General features: G+C 68.8%; 14 protein-coding genes and 1 pseudogene. 6 read left to right on the forward strand and 9 right to left on the reverse strand.

Features of this window, described 5'->3' with window-relative positions; all coding sequences use genetic code 11:
- Positions 1-51: 51 nt before the first annotated feature.
- Together gabT and OG609_RS10940 are read left to right on the forward strand one after the other, a co-directional pair.
- Complete coding sequence (gabT, locus tag OG609_RS10935; RefSeq protein ID WP_327272645.1) at positions 52-1,392, forward strand: 4-aminobutyrate--2-oxoglutarate transaminase; 1,341 nt, start codon at positions 52-54, stop codon at positions 1,390-1,392.
- 148 nt (positions 1,393-1,540) lie between these two features.
- The gene (locus OG609_RS10940) at positions 1,541-2,356 is read left to right on the forward strand and encodes a phosphatase PAP2 family protein (protein WP_327272646.1); all 816 of its coding nucleotides are present in this window, start codon (positions 1,541-1,543) and stop codon (positions 2,354-2,356) included.
- On the opposite strand, the gene OG609_RS10945 is transcribed toward OG609_RS10940, so the two are convergent.
- The 8 genes and pseudogenes from OG609_RS10945 to OG609_RS10980 form a co-directional block, all read right to left on the reverse strand.
- Positions 2,307-4,127, reverse strand: coding sequence for a chitinase (locus OG609_RS10945; RefSeq protein WP_327272647.1), 1,821 nt, complete (start codon positions 4,125-4,127; stop codon positions 2,307-2,309). The two genes, OG609_RS10940 and OG609_RS10945, sit on opposite strands and share 50 nt — an antisense overlap.
- Positions 4,128-4,298: 171 nt before the next feature.
- A pseudogene (locus OG609_RS10950) lies at positions 4,299-4,759 on the reverse strand (hypothetical protein).
- Positions 4,760-4,908: 149 nt separating this feature from the next.
- Positions 4,909-6,324, reverse strand: coding sequence for an NAD(P)/FAD-dependent oxidoreductase (locus OG609_RS10955; protein ID WP_327272648.1), 1,416 nt, complete (start codon positions 6,322-6,324; stop codon positions 4,909-4,911).
- Between the two features lie 24 nt (positions 6,325-6,348).
- Entirely contained in the window at positions 6,349-7,149 is an 801-nt protein-coding gene (locus OG609_RS10960; RefSeq protein WP_093899058.1) for an ABC transporter permease, read from the reverse strand.
- Entirely contained in the window at positions 7,149-8,075 is a 927-nt protein-coding gene (locus OG609_RS10965) for an ABC transporter permease (RefSeq protein WP_327272649.1), read from the reverse strand. Before OG609_RS10965 ends, OG609_RS10960 begins: the two co-directional genes overlap by 1 nt.
- Complete coding sequence (locus tag OG609_RS10970; protein ID WP_327272650.1) at positions 8,072-9,220, reverse strand: ABC transporter ATP-binding protein; 1,149 nt, start codon at positions 9,218-9,220, stop codon at positions 8,072-8,074. The genes OG609_RS10965 and OG609_RS10970 overlap by 4 nt, the downstream gene beginning before the upstream one ends.
- A 55-nt stretch (positions 9,221-9,275) precedes the next feature.
- Positions 9,276-10,526 carry a polyamine ABC transporter substrate-binding protein gene (locus OG609_RS10975; RefSeq protein ID WP_327272651.1) on the reverse strand — a complete coding sequence of 417 codons (1,251 nt, stop codon included), beginning with the start codon at positions 10,524-10,526 and terminating at the stop codon, positions 9,276-9,278.
- A gap of 40 nt (positions 10,527-10,566) precedes the next feature.
- Positions 10,567-12,081 carry a gamma-aminobutyraldehyde dehydrogenase gene (locus OG609_RS10980; RefSeq protein ID WP_327272652.1) on the reverse strand — a complete coding sequence of 505 codons (1,515 nt, stop codon included), beginning with the start codon at positions 12,079-12,081 and terminating at the stop codon, positions 10,567-10,569.
- Between the two features lie 215 nt (positions 12,082-12,296).
- Between OG609_RS10980 and OG609_RS10985 the strand changes: the two genes are divergently transcribed.
- Positions 12,297-12,836, forward strand: coding sequence for an NADAR family protein (locus OG609_RS10985; RefSeq protein WP_442818069.1), 540 nt, complete (start codon positions 12,297-12,299; stop codon positions 12,834-12,836).
- 110 nt (positions 12,837-12,946) lie between these two features.
- Here the strand turns inward: OG609_RS10985 and OG609_RS10990 are convergent, their stop codons facing one another.
- On the reverse strand, positions 12,947-13,672 hold the full coding sequence (locus OG609_RS10990; protein WP_327272654.1) for a DUF4190 domain-containing protein: 726 nt from the start codon (positions 13,670-13,672) through the stop codon (positions 12,947-12,949).
- Between the two features lie 134 nt (positions 13,673-13,806).
- On the opposite strand from OG609_RS10990, the gene OG609_RS10995 reads away from it, so the two are divergent.
- From OG609_RS10995 to OG609_RS11005, 3 genes are all read left to right on the forward strand, one after another.
- The gene (locus tag OG609_RS10995) at positions 13,807-14,841 is read left to right on the forward strand and encodes an adenosine deaminase (protein WP_327272655.1); all 1,035 of its coding nucleotides are present in this window, start codon (positions 13,807-13,809) and stop codon (positions 14,839-14,841) included.
- Positions 14,842-14,863: 22 nt separating this feature from the next.
- Complete coding sequence (locus tag OG609_RS11000) at positions 14,864-15,568, forward strand: glycerophosphodiester phosphodiesterase (RefSeq protein ID WP_327272656.1); 705 nt, start codon at positions 14,864-14,866, stop codon at positions 15,566-15,568.
- Positions 15,569-15,634: 66 nt separating this feature from the next.
- Positions 15,635-16,435 (forward strand): SAM-dependent methyltransferase, encoded by an 801-nt coding sequence (locus tag OG609_RS11005; protein ID WP_327272657.1) that lies wholly within the window; start codon positions 15,635-15,637, stop codon positions 16,433-16,435.
- Positions 16,436-16,510 lie beyond the last annotated feature (75 nt).

The following is a 16,510-nucleotide window of genomic DNA, read 5'->3' on the forward strand; positions in this document are numbered from 1 at the left end:
CCCATAGCCTGCAGAAAGAGAAGCGTCCGAAACACCCCACAGGAGCCCCTCATGACCGCAATTCCGCAGGAGCGCCGCGTCGTCACTGCCATTCCCGGCCCGAAGTCGGTGGAGCTGCAGGCCCGCCGTCTCGCGACGGTGGCCGCAGGTGTGGGCTCCACCCTGCCGGTGTTCACCGCCCGCGCCGGTGGCGGGATCATCGAGGACGTGGACGGCAACCGTCTGATCGACCTCGGTTCCGGTATCGCCGTGACGTCGGTCGGCGCCTCCGCCGAGGCCGTCGTACGCCGTGCGTCCGCGCAGCTCGCCGACTTCACCCACACCTGTTTCATGGTCACGCCGTACGAGGGGTACGTCGAGGTCTGTGAGCAGCTCGCCGAGCTGACGCCGGGCGACCACGCCAAGAAGTCCGCGCTGTTCAACTCGGGCGCCGAGGCCGTCGAGAACGCCGTGAAGATCGCCCGCGTGTACACCAAGCGCACCGCGGTCGTCGTCTTCGACCACGGCTACCACGGCCGCACCAACCTGACGATGGCGCTGACCGCCAAGAACATGCCGTACAAGCAGGGCTTCGGCCCGTTCGCACCCGAGGTCTACCGGGTGCCGGTGGCGTACGGCTACCGCTGGCCGACCGGTGCCGAGAACGCCGGCGCCGAGGCGTCCGCTCAGGCCATCGACCAGATCACCAAGCAGATCGGCGCGGACAACGTCGCCGCGATCATCATCGAGCCGGTGCTCGGCGAGGGCGGCTTCATCGAGCCGGCCAAGGGCTTCCTCCCGGCGATCGCGCAGTTCGCCAAGGACAACGGCATCGTCTTCGTCGCCGACGAGATCCAGTCCGGCTTCTGCCGCACCGGCCAGTGGTTCGCCTGTGAGGACGAGGGCATCGTCCCCGACCTGATCACCACCGCCAAGGGCATCGCGGGTGGTCTGCCGCTCTCCGCCGTGACCGGCCGCGCCGAGATCATGGACGCCGCCCACGCCGGTGGCCTCGGTGGCACCTATGGCGGAAACCCGGTGGCCTGCGCGGGTGCGCTCGGCGCCATCGAGACGATGCGCGAGCTGGACCTGAACGGGAAGGCGAAGCGCATCGAGGAGATCATGAAGGGCCGCCTCGCCGAGATGCAGGCGAAGCTGCCGAACGGCGATCTCATCGGTGACATCCGCGGCCGCGGTGCGATGATCGCGATCGAGCTGGTGAAGTCCGGCACGAAGGACCCGAACCCGGAGGCCGCCGCGAAGCTCGCCAAGGCCTGCCACGCGGAGGGCGTGCTGGTCCTGACCTGTGGCACGTACGGCAACGTCCTGCGCTTCCTGCCGCCGCTGGTGATCGGCGAGGACCTGCTGAACGAGGCTCTCGACGTCATCGAGCAGGCTTTCGGCCAGATCTGACCTGTGCGAACCCCGGCGGTGGCGGAAGACGTTTTCGCCGGGGCTGCAGGGGGCCCGCGTGACGGCCTGTGAAGAACGTGTGGGGGGCCGATGGCGGGATCCGTTTCCGTCTGTCGGTCCCCCGTCGGCTGACGTACGGTTTCCGCAGATGAGAGAAACACCCCGCCCGCAGGGGACTGCCGGCGACGCCGGGCCGGAGCTTCCCCAGCACCGTCCTGGCCGTGCCTTCGCGCACACCACTGGAGCCTCTGGCTCCGGAACTCCTCACCGATCGGATGGCCGCTCGCCCCAAACCCCCCGGGGCGCGCGGCAAACCGATCCGACCGGCCGCCCCGGAACCACCCCCCCTGTTCCCGGGCGGCCGGCTCTTCTCATTTCTCTGGTGTCGTCCCTCCTGGCACTCCTCGCGCTCACCACCTGGCAGGTCGCGGCCGACGGTCCATTGCGCTCGCTGGACGAGCGGACCGGCCGGGCCGTCGTGGGACACGGCCCCGCCCGGCTGACCGAATTCCTCGCCGACCTCGGCAATATGCAGCTCGCACTCCCGGTGCTGGGCTGCGCGATCGTCTGGGCTCTGGTGCGCGGCGCCCGCCGTGAGCCGTTGTACGCGGCGCTCACCATGGTGGCGGTGCCCCTGCTGGTCGTCCCGCTGAAGGACTGGATCGCCCGCCCGGGCCCCCTGACCGACGCCACCGGCTACTACCCGTCCGGCCATGCGGCGACGGCCGCGGTGGCGTACGGGGCGGCGGCGCTGCTGACCTCGCCGTATGCGAGGCGGTCGTGGATGATGCCCGTCGCCGCCGTCTCACTGACAGCGGCGACGGGCATCGGTCTGGTGCTGCGCGGCTATCACTGGCCGCTGGATGTGCTGGGCAGTTGGTTCCTGTGCGGGCTGCTGCTCCTGCCGCTGGGCCTCAGCTGCCGAAGTAGGCGTCGAAGTTCTTCGAGAACTCCCCGTTGTTGAAGCGGTCCCAGTTGATCGACCATGTCATCAGTCCGCGCAGCCCCGGCCACGTCCCGTGGGTGGCGTACGAGCCGCAGTCGGTCTTCTTCGTCAGGCAGTTCAGCGCCTTGGTGACCTCGGCGGGCGTGGTGTAGCCGTTGCCCGCCTGGGTGGAGGCCGGCAGACCGATGGAGACCTGGTCGGGACGGAGCCCGGGGAACACCTTGGTCTGGTCGCCGGCCACCGGGAAACCGGCGAGCAGCATGTCGGTCATGGCGATGTGGAAGTCCGCGCCGCCCATCGAGTGGTACTGGTTGTCCAGACCCATGATGGAGCCCGAGTTGTAGTCCTGGACGTGCAGCAGGGTCAGGTCGTCGCGCAACGCGTGGACGACCGGGAGGTAGGCACCGGCACGGGGGTCCTGACCGCCCCAGGGGCCCGAGCCGTAGTACTGGTAGCCGAGCTGTACGAAGAAGGTCTCGGGGGCCATGGTGAGGACGAACTTGTCGCCGTACTTGGCCTTGAGGGTCTTCACCGCGGAGATCAGGTTGACGATGACCGGGGTGGTGGGGTTCCGGAAGTCGGTGTCGCCGGTGTTCAGCGAGAGCGAGTGGCCCTCGAAGTCGATGTCCAGGCCGTCCAGACCGTACTCGTCGATGATCTTGCTGACCGAGGAGACGAAGGTGTCACGGGCGGCGGTGGTGGAGAGTTGCACCTGGCCGTTCTGGCCGCCGATGGAGATCAGCACCTTCTTGCCCGCGGCCTGCTTGGCCTTGATGGCCGCCTTGAACTCGGCCACGGACTCGACGTTCGGGCACTCGGCGATCGGGCAGAGCGAGAACCGGATGTCGCCCGAGGTGGCGGAGGTCGGCTCACCGAAGGCCAGGTCGATGACGTCCCAGGAGTCGGGGACGTCCGCCATCCGCGTGTAGCCGGAGCCGTTGGCGAAGCTGGAGTGCAGATAGCCGACCAGTGCGTGGGTGGGGAGGCCGGAGCCGCCTCCGCCGCCCGCCGTGGTGGTGGCAGAGACGGCGGCGGACTTGGCGGACTCGCCGGCGGAGTTGGCTGCGGCGACCTGGAAGCTGTACGCGGTCGACGCGGCCAGGCCCGTCACGGTGGCGGAGGTTCCGGTGACCGAGAGGACCTTTGTGCCGCCCTGGTAGACGTTGTAGCCGGTGGCCCCCGTGGAGCCGGTCCAGGAGAGGGCGACCGAGGAGGCGGTGGTCGTGCCGGTCTTCAGTCCGGTGGGGGCGGCCGGAAGCGCGACCGGGTCGCCGCCGGGGCCGACCAGCGTGAGGTCGTCGGCGTAGTAGGCGGGTGTGCCGTACCAGCCATGGGTGTAGACGGTCACCGAGGTGGTGGACGGGCCGGTCTTGAACGTGGTCGTGAGCTGCTGCCAGCCGGCCGCCGACTGCGTCCAGGCGGACACGTCGGTCGTGCCGGTGCCGTCCGCTCCGAGGTAGACGTAACTGCCCTGCACCCAGGCGCTCAGCGTGTACGTGGAGTCCGGCTTGACCGTCACGGACTGGGAGCACTTGGCGTTGTCGCTGCTGGCCGGGGTCGCCTTCAGCGCCGAAGTTCCGCTGTGGGACGGCATGCTGACGATGGCTCCGCTGCCGCCGGTACAGCTCCAGCCGTCCAGGCCGGCCTCGAAGCCGCCGTTGCGCGCCAGATCGGAGTCGGCAGCGGCGGCGGACGGTGCGGTGGCGGCCAGGCCGCCGGCGGCGAGCAGGGCCGCCGAGAAAGCGGCCAGAAGTCCGGTAAATCGGGCGGGGGGTCCCGTGCGTTCCACAACGGCCTCCGTGCATGGGGGAATTGAGTGCGGCGGCCACAACATGGTCCAGACCAATCAGGTTGTCAAGACCTCTGGCAGCACCCCGGCCCGCCGGGGTGCCGGCGGCGGCGTCCGCCGTTCCCGACGCCCGATCCCCGCGGCCCTTGTCTCCGGCCCCGCCGTTCCCCGTCAGTTCCCGCCGCTCCCGGCCCTTCCCTCCGCCGCCTCATGTATCGCAAGCTCCAGAAGTGTCGCGTCGGTGAGCGTTCCCGAGCCGTCCGGCGGTATCAGCCGGCGCACCCCTCCCGCGGCCTCCCGCCCCGGGTACGGCACGACTCTCCAGGTCCCCCGCCCCGCTCCCCGTACACCGGTGCCGACCCAGCGGGTGACGGTGCCCGGCGGCACGAAGAAGCCCATGCGGGCATCGCCGAGTCGGAGAGAACCGGCCCGGGGCAGTCGATGAGACGGGTGAGCGCATCGCGCGTGGGACAGCCCAGCTCCCCCGGAAGAATCAGTACGTCCCAGCGCCGACCGGCGGGAAGGAACGCGACCCCCTGGGGATCGCGCTCCCACTCCCGCCGGCAGGCGTCCGGCTCCGGTGCCACCGATGCGAGCCACTCGACCGCAGCTTTGGCCCCCGCGCCAGCCATGACCGACCTCCATTCCGTGTGTACCGGCCATGCGTTGCCGGTGCGTCCACACGGAAGAGAGGGGCGACGCCGAATCATTACGCGGGTTCGGGCCACCGGTTGGCAGTGAACTGGTTCACGCCCCCCGCCGGGGCGGGCGCACGCCGTGCTCAGCTGTCGAAGCCGAGCCCCAGCCGGTCCATCGTCCGCAGCCACAGATTGCGATGGCCGCCATTGTTGTCCGCCCTGGCCAGGGACCGCTTGGTGAGCTCGATCCCGGCCCAGGCGAAGGGCTCCGGCGGGAACGGCATCGGCTTGCTGCGGACCATTTCCAGAGCGGTCCGCTCATTCTGTTCGCCCGCCAGCAGATCGAGCATCACATCGGCCCCGAACCGGGTGGCTCCGACGCCGAGTCCGGTATATCCGGCGGCATAGGCGACCCGGCCCTGATGGGCCGTACCGAAGAATGCGGAAAAGCGGGAACAGGTGTCGATCGCCCCGCCCCAGGCATGGCTGAAACGGACACCGGCCAGCTGCGGGAAACAGTCGAAGAACTGGCCCGCGAGCTTGAGGAAGGTCTCCGGTCGCTGATCGAGATCGGCGCTCAGCCGACCCCCGTACGGATAGATCGCGTCATACCCGCCCCACAGAATCCGGTTGTCGGCCGACATCCGGAAGTAGTGGAACTGGTTGGCACTGTCGCCCAGTCCCTGCCGGTTCTTCCAGCCGATCGAGGCGAGCTGGTCGGCAGTGAGAGGCTCGGTCATCAGCGCGTAGTCATAGACCGGCACGGTGTACGGGCGCACCCGCTTGACCAGCGAAGGGAAGATGTTCGTACCGAGGGCGACACGGCGTGCGAAGACCCTCCCGTACGGCGTGCGGACCGCCATTCCCGTGGTGGACCTGGCCAGTTCGAGGCCTCGGGTGTGCTCGTACATCCGCACCCCGAGGTCCAGGCATGCCTGCTTCAGGCCCCAGGCCAGCTTGGCGGGATGCAACATGGCGACCCCGCGCCGGTCCCACAGCCCGCCGAGGAACGTGGGCGAGTCGACCTCGGCGCGCAGCGCGTCCCGGTCCAGGAATTCCACCCCCGTGAAGCCGAGCCTTTCGGCCTCCTGGTGCCATTCCTGAAGCTCTGCCAGCTGGTGGGGTTCGGTGGCGACATCGATTTCGCCGGTGCGCTCGAATTCGCAGTCGATGGAGTAGCGGGCGACGGCGGCCTCAATGGCGTCGAGGTTCCGCTCGCCCAGCTCCTCCAGCTTCCTGATCTCGTCCGGCCAGCGCTCCAGCCCGTTGGGCAGGCCATGGGTGAGGGAGGCGGCGCAGAATCCGCCGTTGCGGCCCGAGGCGGCCCAGCCCACCTCGTGCCCCTCGATCAGTACGACGTCACGCTCCGGGTCACGTTCCTTGGCGATCAGCGCGGTCCATAGTCCGCTGTAGCCGCCGCCGATGACGAGGAGATCGCAGTGCTCGTCACCGGTGAGCGCGGGCAGCGCTTCGAGCCTGCCGGGGTCGTCGAGCCAGAACGAGACCGGCTTGGCGTCGGAGAGTGATTGTGCAGCAGTACGCATGGCAGCTGGGGCCATGGTTTCCAACTCCTTCAGGGCTTTCTATCGTGCGGTGTTCTTCCGCCGGTTCGCGATCAGCTGACCGACGACAACCACCAGCACCGCAATGATGAACATCGCCGTACCGATGACGTTGATCTGCACGGGCGTGCCGCGCTGTGCCGATCCCCAGACGAACATGGGGAAGGTCACGGTGGAGCCCGCGTTGAAATTGGTGATGATGAAATCGTCGAAGGAGAGCGCGAAGGCCAGCAGCGCTCCCGCCGCGATTCCGGGGGCGGCGATCGGCAGCGTCACCCGCAGGAAGGTCTGCACGGGTCCCGCGTACAGATCGCGGGCCGCCTCCTCCAGCCGCGGGTCCATCGACATCACACGCGCCTTGACAGCCGTCACCACGAAGCTCAGGCAGAACATGATGTGCGCGATCAGGATCGTCCAGAAGCCCAGCTGTGCGCCCATGTTGAGGAAGAGCGTGAGCAGCGAGGCGGCCATGACGACCTCGGGCATCGCCATCGGCAGGAAGATCAGCGAGTTGATCGCGCCGCGCGCCCGGAAGCGGTAGCGGACCAGCGCGAAGGAGATCATCGTGCCGAGGACGGTCGCGCCGACGGTGGCCCAGGTGGCGATCTGCAGGGACAGGGAGAGCGAGCCGCACATGTCGGCGACGCCGCAGGGGTCCTTCCAGGCGTCCAGCGAAAAGTGCTGCCAGGCGTAGTTGAAGCGCCCCTTCGGCTTGTTGAACGAGAACACCATCACGACGATGTTCGGAAGGATCATGTAGGCCAGGGTCAGCAGACCAGCGATGACGATCAGATTCCGGCGTATCCAGCGCAGTACGGGCATCAGACCAGGTCCTCCGTCCCGGAGCGGCGGATGTAGACGGTGACCATGATCAGGACGACCGCCATGAGGATGAAGGAGAGCGCGGCCGCCGTCGGATAGTCGAGGACGCGCAGGAACTGGGTCTGGATGACGCTGCCGACCATCTTGGTGTCGGTGGAACCCAGCAGTTCCGCGTTGACGTAGTCACCGCTGGCCGGGATGAAGGTCAGCAGAGTTCCGGAGACGACACCCGGCATGGAGAGCGGGAAGGTCACCTTTCGGAAGGTGGTGGCGGGGGTGGCGTACAGATCGCCGGCCGCCTCGTGCAGCCTGCCGTCGATCCGCTCCAGCGAGGTGTAGAGCGGCAGGATCATGAACGGCAGGAAGTTGTATGTGAGACCGCAGACCACCGCCATCGGCGTGGCCAGCACCCGGTTCGACTCGGTCCAGCCGAGCCAGCTGGTGACGTCCAGGATGTGCAGCGTGTTCAGTACGTCCACAACCGCGCCGCCGTCCGCGAGGATCGTCTTCCAGGCGAGCGTACGGATCAGGAAGCTGGTGAAGAACGGCGCGATGACCAGCACGAGGACGACATTGCGCCAGCGGCCCGCCTTGAAGGCGATGAGGTACGCGAGCGGGTAGCCGAGCAGCAGGCACAGGAGCGTGGCGGTGCCCGCGTACAGCAGGGACCGGATGAACTGCGGGTAGTAGTCCTTCAGCGCGTCCCAGTAGGTCTGAAAGTGCCAGGTGACCTCGAATCCCTTCTCCAGGGATCCCGTCTGTACGGAGGTCGATGCCTGGTAGACCAGCGGCAGCGCGAAGAAGACGACCAGCCACAGGATGCCGGGAAGCAGCAGCCAGTAGGGGACGAGGCGCTTGCGGGTGGAGGCCTTGCGTACTTTCGGCTCCGTGAGCGGCGCGACAGGTGGCGCCTGGGTGACGGTCACGCCGCGTCCTCCACCGTCTCCACACCGGCGTCGATGTCCTGGGCGGCGTCCAGGCCGAAGGTGTGGGCCGGGTTCCAGTGCAGGACGACCTCGGCACCGGCCGTGAGTCCCGCGCGCCTCTCGACGTTCTGCTCGTACACCTGCAGCGCCTTGCCGGCCGGGCTCTCCACCACGTACTGCGTGGACACTCCGATGAAGCTGGAGTCGACGATCCGGCCGGTGACCCGGTTGCGGCCCTCGGCTATCGCGTCCGCGTCGTCGGCGTGCGCGAGCGAGATCTTCTCCGGGCGTACGCCGAGCAGCAGCTTGCCGCCGTCGGCGGTCGGGGCCGAACATCGCTCGGTGGGCAGCCGCAGCTTTCCGCCGCCAGCCGCCACGACGATGTCCGTGCCCGCGGAGACGATCTCGCCCTCGATGAGATTCGAGGTGCCGAGGAAGTTGGCGACGAAGGTCGTCTTGGGGTTCTCGTACAGATCGGCGGGGGCGCCGAGCTGCTCGACCCGGCCCCCGTTCATCACCGCGACGGTGTCGGCCATGGTCATGGCCTCCTCCTGGTCGTGGGTGACATGGATGAACGTGATGCCGACCTCGGTCTGGATGCGCTTGAGCTCCAGCTGCATCTGGCGGCGCAGCTTGAGGTCGAGGGCGCCGAGCGGCTCGTCGAGAAGGAGTACCTGCGGGTGGTTGATCAGGGCGCGGGCGACGGCGACGCGCTGCTGCTGGCCGCCGGAGAGCTGGTGCGGTTTGCGCTTGGCGAAGTCGCCGAGCTGGACGAGCTCCAGCATCTCGTCGACCTGCTTCTTCACCGACTTGATGCCGCGCCGGCGCAGACCGAAGGCGACGTTCTCGGTGATGTCGAGGTGCGGGAAGAGCGCATAGCTCTGGAAGACCGTATTGACGGGCCGCTTGTACGGGGGCAGGTCGGTGATGTCCCGGCCACCGAGCGAGACGGTGCCGGTGGTCGCCTCCTCCAGGCCCGCGATCATCCTCAGGGTGGTGGTCTTGCCGCAGCCGGACGCGCCGAGCAGCGCGAAGAAGGAGCCCTGCGGGACGGTCAGATCGAGCGGTTTGACGGCGGCGAAGGAGCCGTACGTCTTGCTGATCCCGGTGAGGCGGACGTCGCCGCCTGTCTGCTGCTGTGTCATGGATCGCGGTCCCATTGGTGTCAGGGGAGATCGGAAAAAGGAAAACGCGCGGCGGTCAGGCACCGATGAGCTTGGCGAACTTCTCCTCGTACGCCGTCTCTTCCTCGGCCGTCAGGGAGCGGAAGGCGTGCGACTTGGCCGCCATCTCCTTGTCCGGAAGGATCAGGACGTTGTCGGCCATCGCCTGGTCGATCTTCGCCAGTTCGTCGCGGACCCCGTCGACCGGACAGACGAAGTTGATGTACGCGGCAAGCTGGGCGGCGACCGTCGGCTCGTAGTAGTAGTCGATGAGCTTCTCGGCGTTGGTCTTGTGCCTGGCCTTCACCGGGACGAGCAGGTTGTCGCTGGATATGACGTATCCGGCGGCCGGGACGGCGTACTTGATGTCCGGGTTTCCGGCCTGGAGCTGAATGATGTCACCGGCCCAGGCGACACAGGCGGCGATGTCGCCCTTGTCGAGATCGGCCGTGTAGTCGTTGCCGGTGAACCGCCGGATCTGGTTCTTGTCGACGCCCTTCTGGAGCCGGCCGATCGCGGCGTCGTAGTCGGCGTCGGTGAATGTGCCGAGGTCCTTGCCCATGTCGAGCAGGGTCAGACCGACGGAGTCGCGCATCTCCGAGAGGAAGCTGACCCGTCCCTTGAGCTTCGGGTCGTCGAGCAGCTGGCTGACGGAATCGACCTTGCGGCCCCCGGTCGCCTTGGAGTTGTAGGCGATGACGGCGGGGATGCCCGCCCACGGGTACGAGTAGGCGCGGCCGGGGTCCCAGTCCGGGGAGCGGAACTGCGCCGACAGGTTGGCGTAGGCGTGCGGCAGGTGCGAGGGGTCGAGCTTCTGCGCCCAGCCGAGTCGGACGATGCGGGCGGCGAGCCAGTCGGTGACACAGATGATGTCGCGGCCGGTGTCCTGGCCGGCCGCGAGCTGCGGCTTGATCTTGCCGAAGAACTCGACGTTGTCGTTGATGTCCTCGGTGTACTTGACCTTGATCCCGGTGCGCTCCGTGAACGCCTCCAGGGTGGGCCGGTGCTTGCCGTCGTCGGTGACGTCCATGTACTCGGTCCAGTTGGAGAAGTTGACCTGCTTCTCCGTCGCCGAGTGGTCGTCGGAAGCCGCCGCGGCGTCCCCCTCCCGCTTCGCCGGCGGGATGCCGCAGGCGCTCAGCGTGCCGAGACCGCCGATCGCGAGCGCCCCCATGCCGGAGGCGCGCAGCAGCGATCGGCGGGTCAGGGCGCCCCGGCCGCTGGTCAGACTGCGTCGCATCGCGGCCAGTTGGGCCGCGGAGAGACGCTCGGGCTCGTACTGCTCCATGCGCGTTGCCCTTTCGGGTGTGTGGCCGGGGTCGGCCGGGTTATCGGTCCCCGAAGATCGTGCGGTGCCAGTCCTTCCGGGCGACCGCGGTGTTGTCGTACATGACGTGCTTGACCTGCGTGTACTCCTCGAAGGAGTACACCGACATGTCCTTGCCGAAGCCGCTGGCCTTGTATCCGCCGTGCGGCATCTCGCTGATGATCGGAATGTGGTCGTTGATCCAGACGCAGCCCGCCTTGATCTCGCGGGTGGCACGGTTCGCCCGGTACAGGTCGCGGCTCCAGGCGGAGGCGGCGAGGCCGTACGGGGTGTCGTTGGCGAGGCGGATGCCCTCGTCGTCCGTGTCGAAGGGCAGCACGACCAGGACCGGGCCGAAGATCTCCGACTGGACGATCTCGCTGTCCTGGGCGGCACCGGCGACCAGGGTCGGCCGGTAGTAGGCACCTGCCGCCAGTTCGCCGCCGGGGGCCTCGCCGCCGGTCACGACGGTGGCGTATGCGCGGGCTCGCTCGACGAATCCGGCGACCCGGTCCCGCTGGGCGTGGCTGATCAGCGGGCCGAGGTCGGTCGACGGGTCGAAGGGGTCGCCGAGCCGGACCGTTTCCATCAGCTCGGCGACGCCCTGCACGAAGGCGTCGTAGAGCGGGCGCTGGACATAGGCGCGGGTGGCGGCGGTGCAGTCCTGGCCGGTGTTGATGAGCGCTCCGGCGACCGCGCCGTGAACCGCGGCTTCGAGGTCGGCGTCGTCGAAGACCACGAAGGGAGCCTTGCCGCCGAGTTCGAGGTGGAGGCGCTTGACGGTGGAGGTGGCGATCTCCGCGACCCGCTTGCCGACGGCGGTGGAGCCGGTGAATGAGGTCATGACGACGTCCGGGTGGCCGACGAGATGCTCACCGGCCTCCTTGCCCGCCCCGGTGACGATGTTGATCACACCGTCGGGGATGCCCGCCTCCGTGGCCGCCTGGGCGAACATCAGCGAGGTCAGCGGGGTGATCTCGGCGGGCTTCAGCACGATCGTGTTTCCCGCGGCGATGGCTGGGAGGATCTTCCAGGCGGCCATCTGGAGCGGGTAGTTCCAGGGTGCGATGGAGCCGACGACGCCGATCGCCTCACGGCGTACGTAGGAGGTGTGGTCGCCGTCGTACTCGGCGGCCGACCTGCCCTCCAGATGGCGGGCGGCGCCCGCGAAGAAGGAGGTGTTGTCGACGGTGCCGGGCACATCGAACTCGGTGGAGAGCTTGATCGGCTTGCCGCACTGGAGGGACTCGACGTAGGCGAAGTCGTCGGCCTGCTCGGCGAGGACGGCGGCGAAGCGGTGCATCGCCTCGGCCCGCTCCGCCAAAGTCGCACCCGACCAGCCGGGGAACGCCTCACGTGCGGCGGCGACGGCCGCGTCGACATCGGCGGTGCCCGCCAGTTCGTAGGTGTAGACGGTCTCGCCCGTCGCCGGGTTCACCACCTCGTGATGACGTCCCGATGTACCGGACCGCAGCTTTCCGCCGATGAATTGTGCGCCGTCCGCGAAGCGGTCCCGCACCTGGATGCCGTTGCCCATGACGCTCTCCTCCGCCGCAGTCCCTGGAATGTGGGGCGGCGTAGCCTTTGCTCGATTTGAGTGCCGATCCTGACAGAGCGGATCGACCCCAACAAGTGATTCCGTTGTTGCCTTTTGGTTACGCAACGGAATCTGTCGACCATGTGTCGCGTTCTTGCGGAATTCCCCGTACGGAGTGTCAGTGGCGGATGCCAGACTCGCGTGTCATGGAACACATGCACGATCTCCTGGCTCGGACCGAGCGCGGCGAGAAGGTGAAGTACCTGCACTTCTGGGGGCATCGCCCGCGGCCCGACGGCAGCATCGGTGCGAGCTGTCTCAGCCAGTGGTGGCCGGCCCCCTTCACGGTCGACGGGGTGACGTACGCGTCGGCCGAGCACTGGATGATGGCCGCCAAGGCGCGGCTCTTTGGCGACACGGAGTCGGAGGCCAAGGCGGTGGAGGCGAAGAGCCCGGCCCAGGCGAAGAAGGTGGGCCGGCTGGTCCGCGGTTTCGACGAGGCGGTGTGGGAGCGCGAGCGGTACGCACTGGTGGTGGCCGGCAGCGTCCACAAGTTCGCCCAGGCCCCGGAGCTGCGGGAGTTCCTGCTGAACACCGGGGACCGGGTGCTGGTCGAGGCGAGCCCGATGGACCGGATCTGGGGCATCGGGCTGGCGGCGGACGACCCGCGGGCGGAGAATCCGGCGACCTGGCGGGGGCTGAATCTGCTGGGGTTCGCGCTGATGGACGCGCGGGCGGAGCTGCGCGCTCCATGAGGCGGCCGGGATGACCGATGGCCGGGCGGGCCGCAGTCCGGCCCGCCCGGCCATCGGGTGGGATACGGCACCGGCACCGCAAGGGATCCGGCACCGGCGCTCGACGTCGGCTATCGCGTGACGTCGACGACCAGAGACGTGGAGTACGGGTCGTCGTTGTACGAGTTGTCGTTGAATTCATCGGCGTGGGTGGCGAACAGCCAGATGAAGAAGCTGATGATCGCCACACCGAAAACGATGCCGATTGACCCCATGATGATCCCGGCGAGCGCCTGACCGCTGTTGGTCGCCTCGCCGCGCTGCACCCGCTTGCGGCCCAGGATGCCGAAGATCAGGGCGAGTACGCCCAGGATCAGGCTGGGTATCCCGTAGATGCAGAACAGGCAGATGGCCAGGATGCCGAGCACCATGGCTGCCGTACCCATGCCGTTGGACGGCGTGGTTCCGCCCCAGGGTGCCTGGTTGTAGCCGGTGTACCCCGGGTAGCTGCCGTACTGCGGAGCCGGCGCGGCAGGGTAGCCGTACTGCCCCGCGGCCGGCGGGACCTGCTGGCCCGGTCCGTTCGGTGCGATCGGCGGCGGCGGCACCTCCCCGGGGCCGAACCCGGCCCCGGAGCCGGACACCGGCCCGGTCTGCCCTCCCGGGCCGAACCCCGGTCCCGTGGCCGGCGTGGGGCCGTCCCCCACACCCGGCATCGAGGTCACCGTCGGCTGACCGTGCACAGCAGGCGGCCGGGGATCACCGGCCGGCTTCTCCAGCGGCACCCTGCTGTCCGGCGGAGCCCACGGATCGCGCGGCGCGGCCCCGCCCGCGGGCTGCTCTGTGTTGTCTGACATGGGCCTCCCCCATCGTGATCCCGTCATGCTACGGCCCACCACCGTCCGGCAGGACCCGGCCTACGATGATCCCCGTCCCCTGCCCGGCCGACCGCGCCCGGCACCCGAACCGTCCCACGCCCCCGGAGTATCCGATGACCGATCTGCACCCCTTCATCGCGGGGCTGCCCAAGGCGGAACTGCATGTCCACCACGTCGGGTCCGCCTCGCCCCGTATCGTCGCCGAGCTGGCCGCGCACCACCCCGACTCCAAGGTCCCCACCGACCCCGAGGCACTGGCCGACTACTTCACGTTCACGGACTTCAGCCACTTCATCGACGTGTATCTCTCCGTCGTGGACCTGATCCGCACCCCGGAGGACGTCCGGCTGCTGACCTTCGAGGTCGCCCGTGACATGGCCCGGCAGAACATCCGTTACGCGGAGCTGACCGTCACCCCGTTCAGCTCGACCCGGCGCGGCATCCCGGAGCAGGGGTTCATGGAGGCGATAGAGGACGCCCGCAAGGCCGCCGAGGCCGAGCTCGGGGTCGTTCTGCGCTGGTGCTTCGACATTCCCGGCGAGGCCGGGCTCGAAGCAGCCGAGGAGACCACCCGGCTCGCCGTGGACCTCCGTCCCGAGGGGCTCGTCTCGTTCGGGCTCGGCGGCCCGGAGGTCGGCGTGGAGCGCCCGCAGTTCAAGCCCTACTTCGACCGGGCGATCGCCGAGGGCCTGCACTCCGTACCGCACGCCGGGGAGACCACCGGGCCGCAGACCGTCTGGGACGCGCTGACCCATCTGCGCGCCGAACGCATCGGCCACGGCACCAACTCCGTCCAGGACCCGAACCTGCTGGCCCACCTCGCCGAGCACCGCATCCCGCTGGAGGTCTGCCCGACCTCGAACATCGCGACCCGCGCGGTGGCCGACATCGAGCAGCACCCGGTCAGGGAGATGGTGCAGGCGGGCGTCCTGGTCACCATCAACAGCGACGACCCGCCGATGTTCGGCACGGACCTCAACAACGAGTACGGGGTGGCCGCCCGTCTCCTCGGTCTCGACGAGCGGGGTCTCGCGGCGCTGGCGAAGAACGCGGTCGAGGCGTCGTACCTCGACGCGGCCGGCAAGCGGACGCTGGCCGCCGAGATCGACACGTACACGACGAACTGGCTGGAGCGCACCGGCCGCTGACCCCGGTGGCCACAATGGCCCCATGGCCACCACTGTCACCGCCGTAGCCCATCGCGGCGATCCGTACCGTGTCCGCGAGAACACGCTGCCCTCGATCCGCTCCGCCCTCGAACGGGGGGCGGACGCGGTCGAGGTCGATGTGCGTGTCACCCGCGACGGTGTACCGGTCCTGCTGCACGACTCCACGCTGGAGCGGCTGTGGGGCCATGACGTGCGTCTCGACCGACTGACCCACGAGGAGCTCATCGAGCTGACCGCGGGCGGTGTGCCCACATTGCGCGACGCGCTGCTCGCCGCGGGGACGCACCGCGTCATGGTTGATCTGCCCGGCTCCACCGGTGATTCGGTACGCAGGATCGTCGGCGTGGTGCGCGAGTGCGGGGCAGGTGAGCGGGCGTACTACTGCGCAGGCCCGGATGCCATGCTGCGGGTGCGCGCCGCCGATCCGTCCGCGGAGATCGCCCTGACCTGGACGACACTCGCGCCACCACGCGCCGCGCTGCTCGACGCGGTGAGGCCGAGGTGGCTGAACTACCGGTTCGGCCTGGTGGACCGGGAGCTGACGGACCGTCTCCACCAAGACGGACTGCTGGTCTCCGCCTGGACGGCAGACACCAAGCGCACCATGCGCCGCCTCGTCCGGCAGGGAGTCGACTCGATCACCACCAACCGGGTCGACGCCCTGCAGAGCGTTCTCACCAACTCCTCGGCCACCGGCTCCACTTGATCGGTCCGGCATCATGGACAGCCGCATCCGCCGTGATGCCAGGCCGGGAGCCAGAGGAGCAGAGACGTGACCGAAGCCCGCACCACCCTTCACAACGACCGCATCCGTTCCGACATCGCCCACAACGCGCGGGTCTGGAACTACTGGCTCGGCGGCAAGGACAACTACCCCGTGGACCGCGCCGTCGGCGACCAGGTCACCGGCATGTATCCGAGCATCGGTGAAGTGGCACGCGCCGACCGGGCGTTTCTGGGGCGGGCCGTCCGGTATCTCGCCGGTGACGCGGGGATCGGCCAGTTCCTCGACATAGGCACCGGCCTGCCGACCGCCGACAACACGCACGAGGTCGCCCAGCACACCGCCCCCGACTCCCGCATCGTGTACGTCGACAACGACCCGATCGTGCTGGCGCACGCCCGCGCGCTGCTCACCAGCTCACCGGAGAGCGCGACCGAGTACATCGACGCGGACGCGCGCCACCCGGAGCAGGTCCTGCGGGCCGTCGAACCGACGCTGGACCTGAAGAAGCCGGTCGCGGTCATGCTGCTCGGCATCCTCAACTTCGTCCTCGACGCGGACGAGGCGCAGCGCATCGTCCGGACGCTGATGGACGCGATGCCGTCCGGCAGCCATCTGGTGCTCACCCACCCCACGCTGGAGCTGGGCGGCGAGGGCAACGAGGCGGCGATGCGGTTCTGGAACGAGAACGCCACCCCGCCGATCACCGCGCGCAGCCGCGCCGAGTTCGCCGCGTTCCTGACGGGGCTCGAACTCGTGGAGCCGGGCATCGTGTCGTGCGCACGCTGGCGCGCCGAGCCCGGTGCGATGGAGGTCGCCCAGTTCGGCGCGGTGGCGCGGAAGCCGTAATGGACATACGTGGGGTGTGGGCGCGCGCCCGGGAGCTGTGGAACACCGGCCCCTGGGCGACGGACATCGGGGTGG

Source organism: Streptomyces sp. NBC_01224 (assembly GCF_036002945.1).
GTDB lineage: Bacteria > Actinomycetota > Actinomycetes > Streptomycetales > Streptomycetaceae > Streptomyces.

What these genes read in the sequence shown, in the direction of transcription:
- gabT (WP_327272645.1), top strand. Translation starts at nt 52, where the DNA reads ATGACCGCAATTCCGCAGGAGCGCCGCGTCGTCACTGCCATTCCCGGC.
- OG609_RS10940 (WP_327272646.1), top strand. Translation starts at nt 1,541, where the DNA reads ATGAGAGAAACACCCCGCCCGCAGGGGACTGCCGGCGACGCCGGGCCG.
- OG609_RS10955 (WP_327272648.1), bottom strand. Translation starts at nt 6,324, where the DNA reads ATGGCCCCAGCTGCCATGCGTACTGCTGCACAATCACTCTCCGACGCC.
- OG609_RS10960 (WP_093899058.1), bottom strand. Translation starts at nt 7,149, where the DNA reads ATGCCCGTACTGCGCTGGATACGCCGGAATCTGATCGTCATCGCTGGT.
- OG609_RS10970 (WP_327272650.1), bottom strand. Translation starts at nt 9,220, where the DNA reads ATGACACAGCAGCAGACAGGCGGCGACGTCCGCCTCACCGGGATCAGC.
- OG609_RS10975 (WP_327272651.1), bottom strand. Translation starts at nt 10,526, where the DNA reads ATGGAGCAGTACGAGCCCGAGCGTCTCTCCGCGGCCCAACTGGCCGCG.
- OG609_RS10980 (WP_327272652.1), bottom strand. Translation starts at nt 12,081, where the DNA reads ATGGGCAACGGCATCCAGGTGCGGGACCGCTTCGCGGACGGCGCACAA.
- OG609_RS10985 (WP_442818069.1), top strand. Translation starts at nt 12,297, where the DNA reads ATGCACGATCTCCTGGCTCGGACCGAGCGCGGCGAGAAGGTGAAGTAC.
- OG609_RS10990 (WP_327272654.1), bottom strand. Translation starts at nt 13,672, where the DNA reads ATGTCAGACAACACAGAGCAGCCCGCGGGCGGGGCCGCGCCGCGCGAT.
- OG609_RS10995 (WP_327272655.1), top strand. Translation starts at nt 13,807, where the DNA reads ATGACCGATCTGCACCCCTTCATCGCGGGGCTGCCCAAGGCGGAACTG.
- OG609_RS11000 (WP_327272656.1), top strand. Translation starts at nt 14,864, where the DNA reads ATGGCCACCACTGTCACCGCCGTAGCCCATCGCGGCGATCCGTACCGT.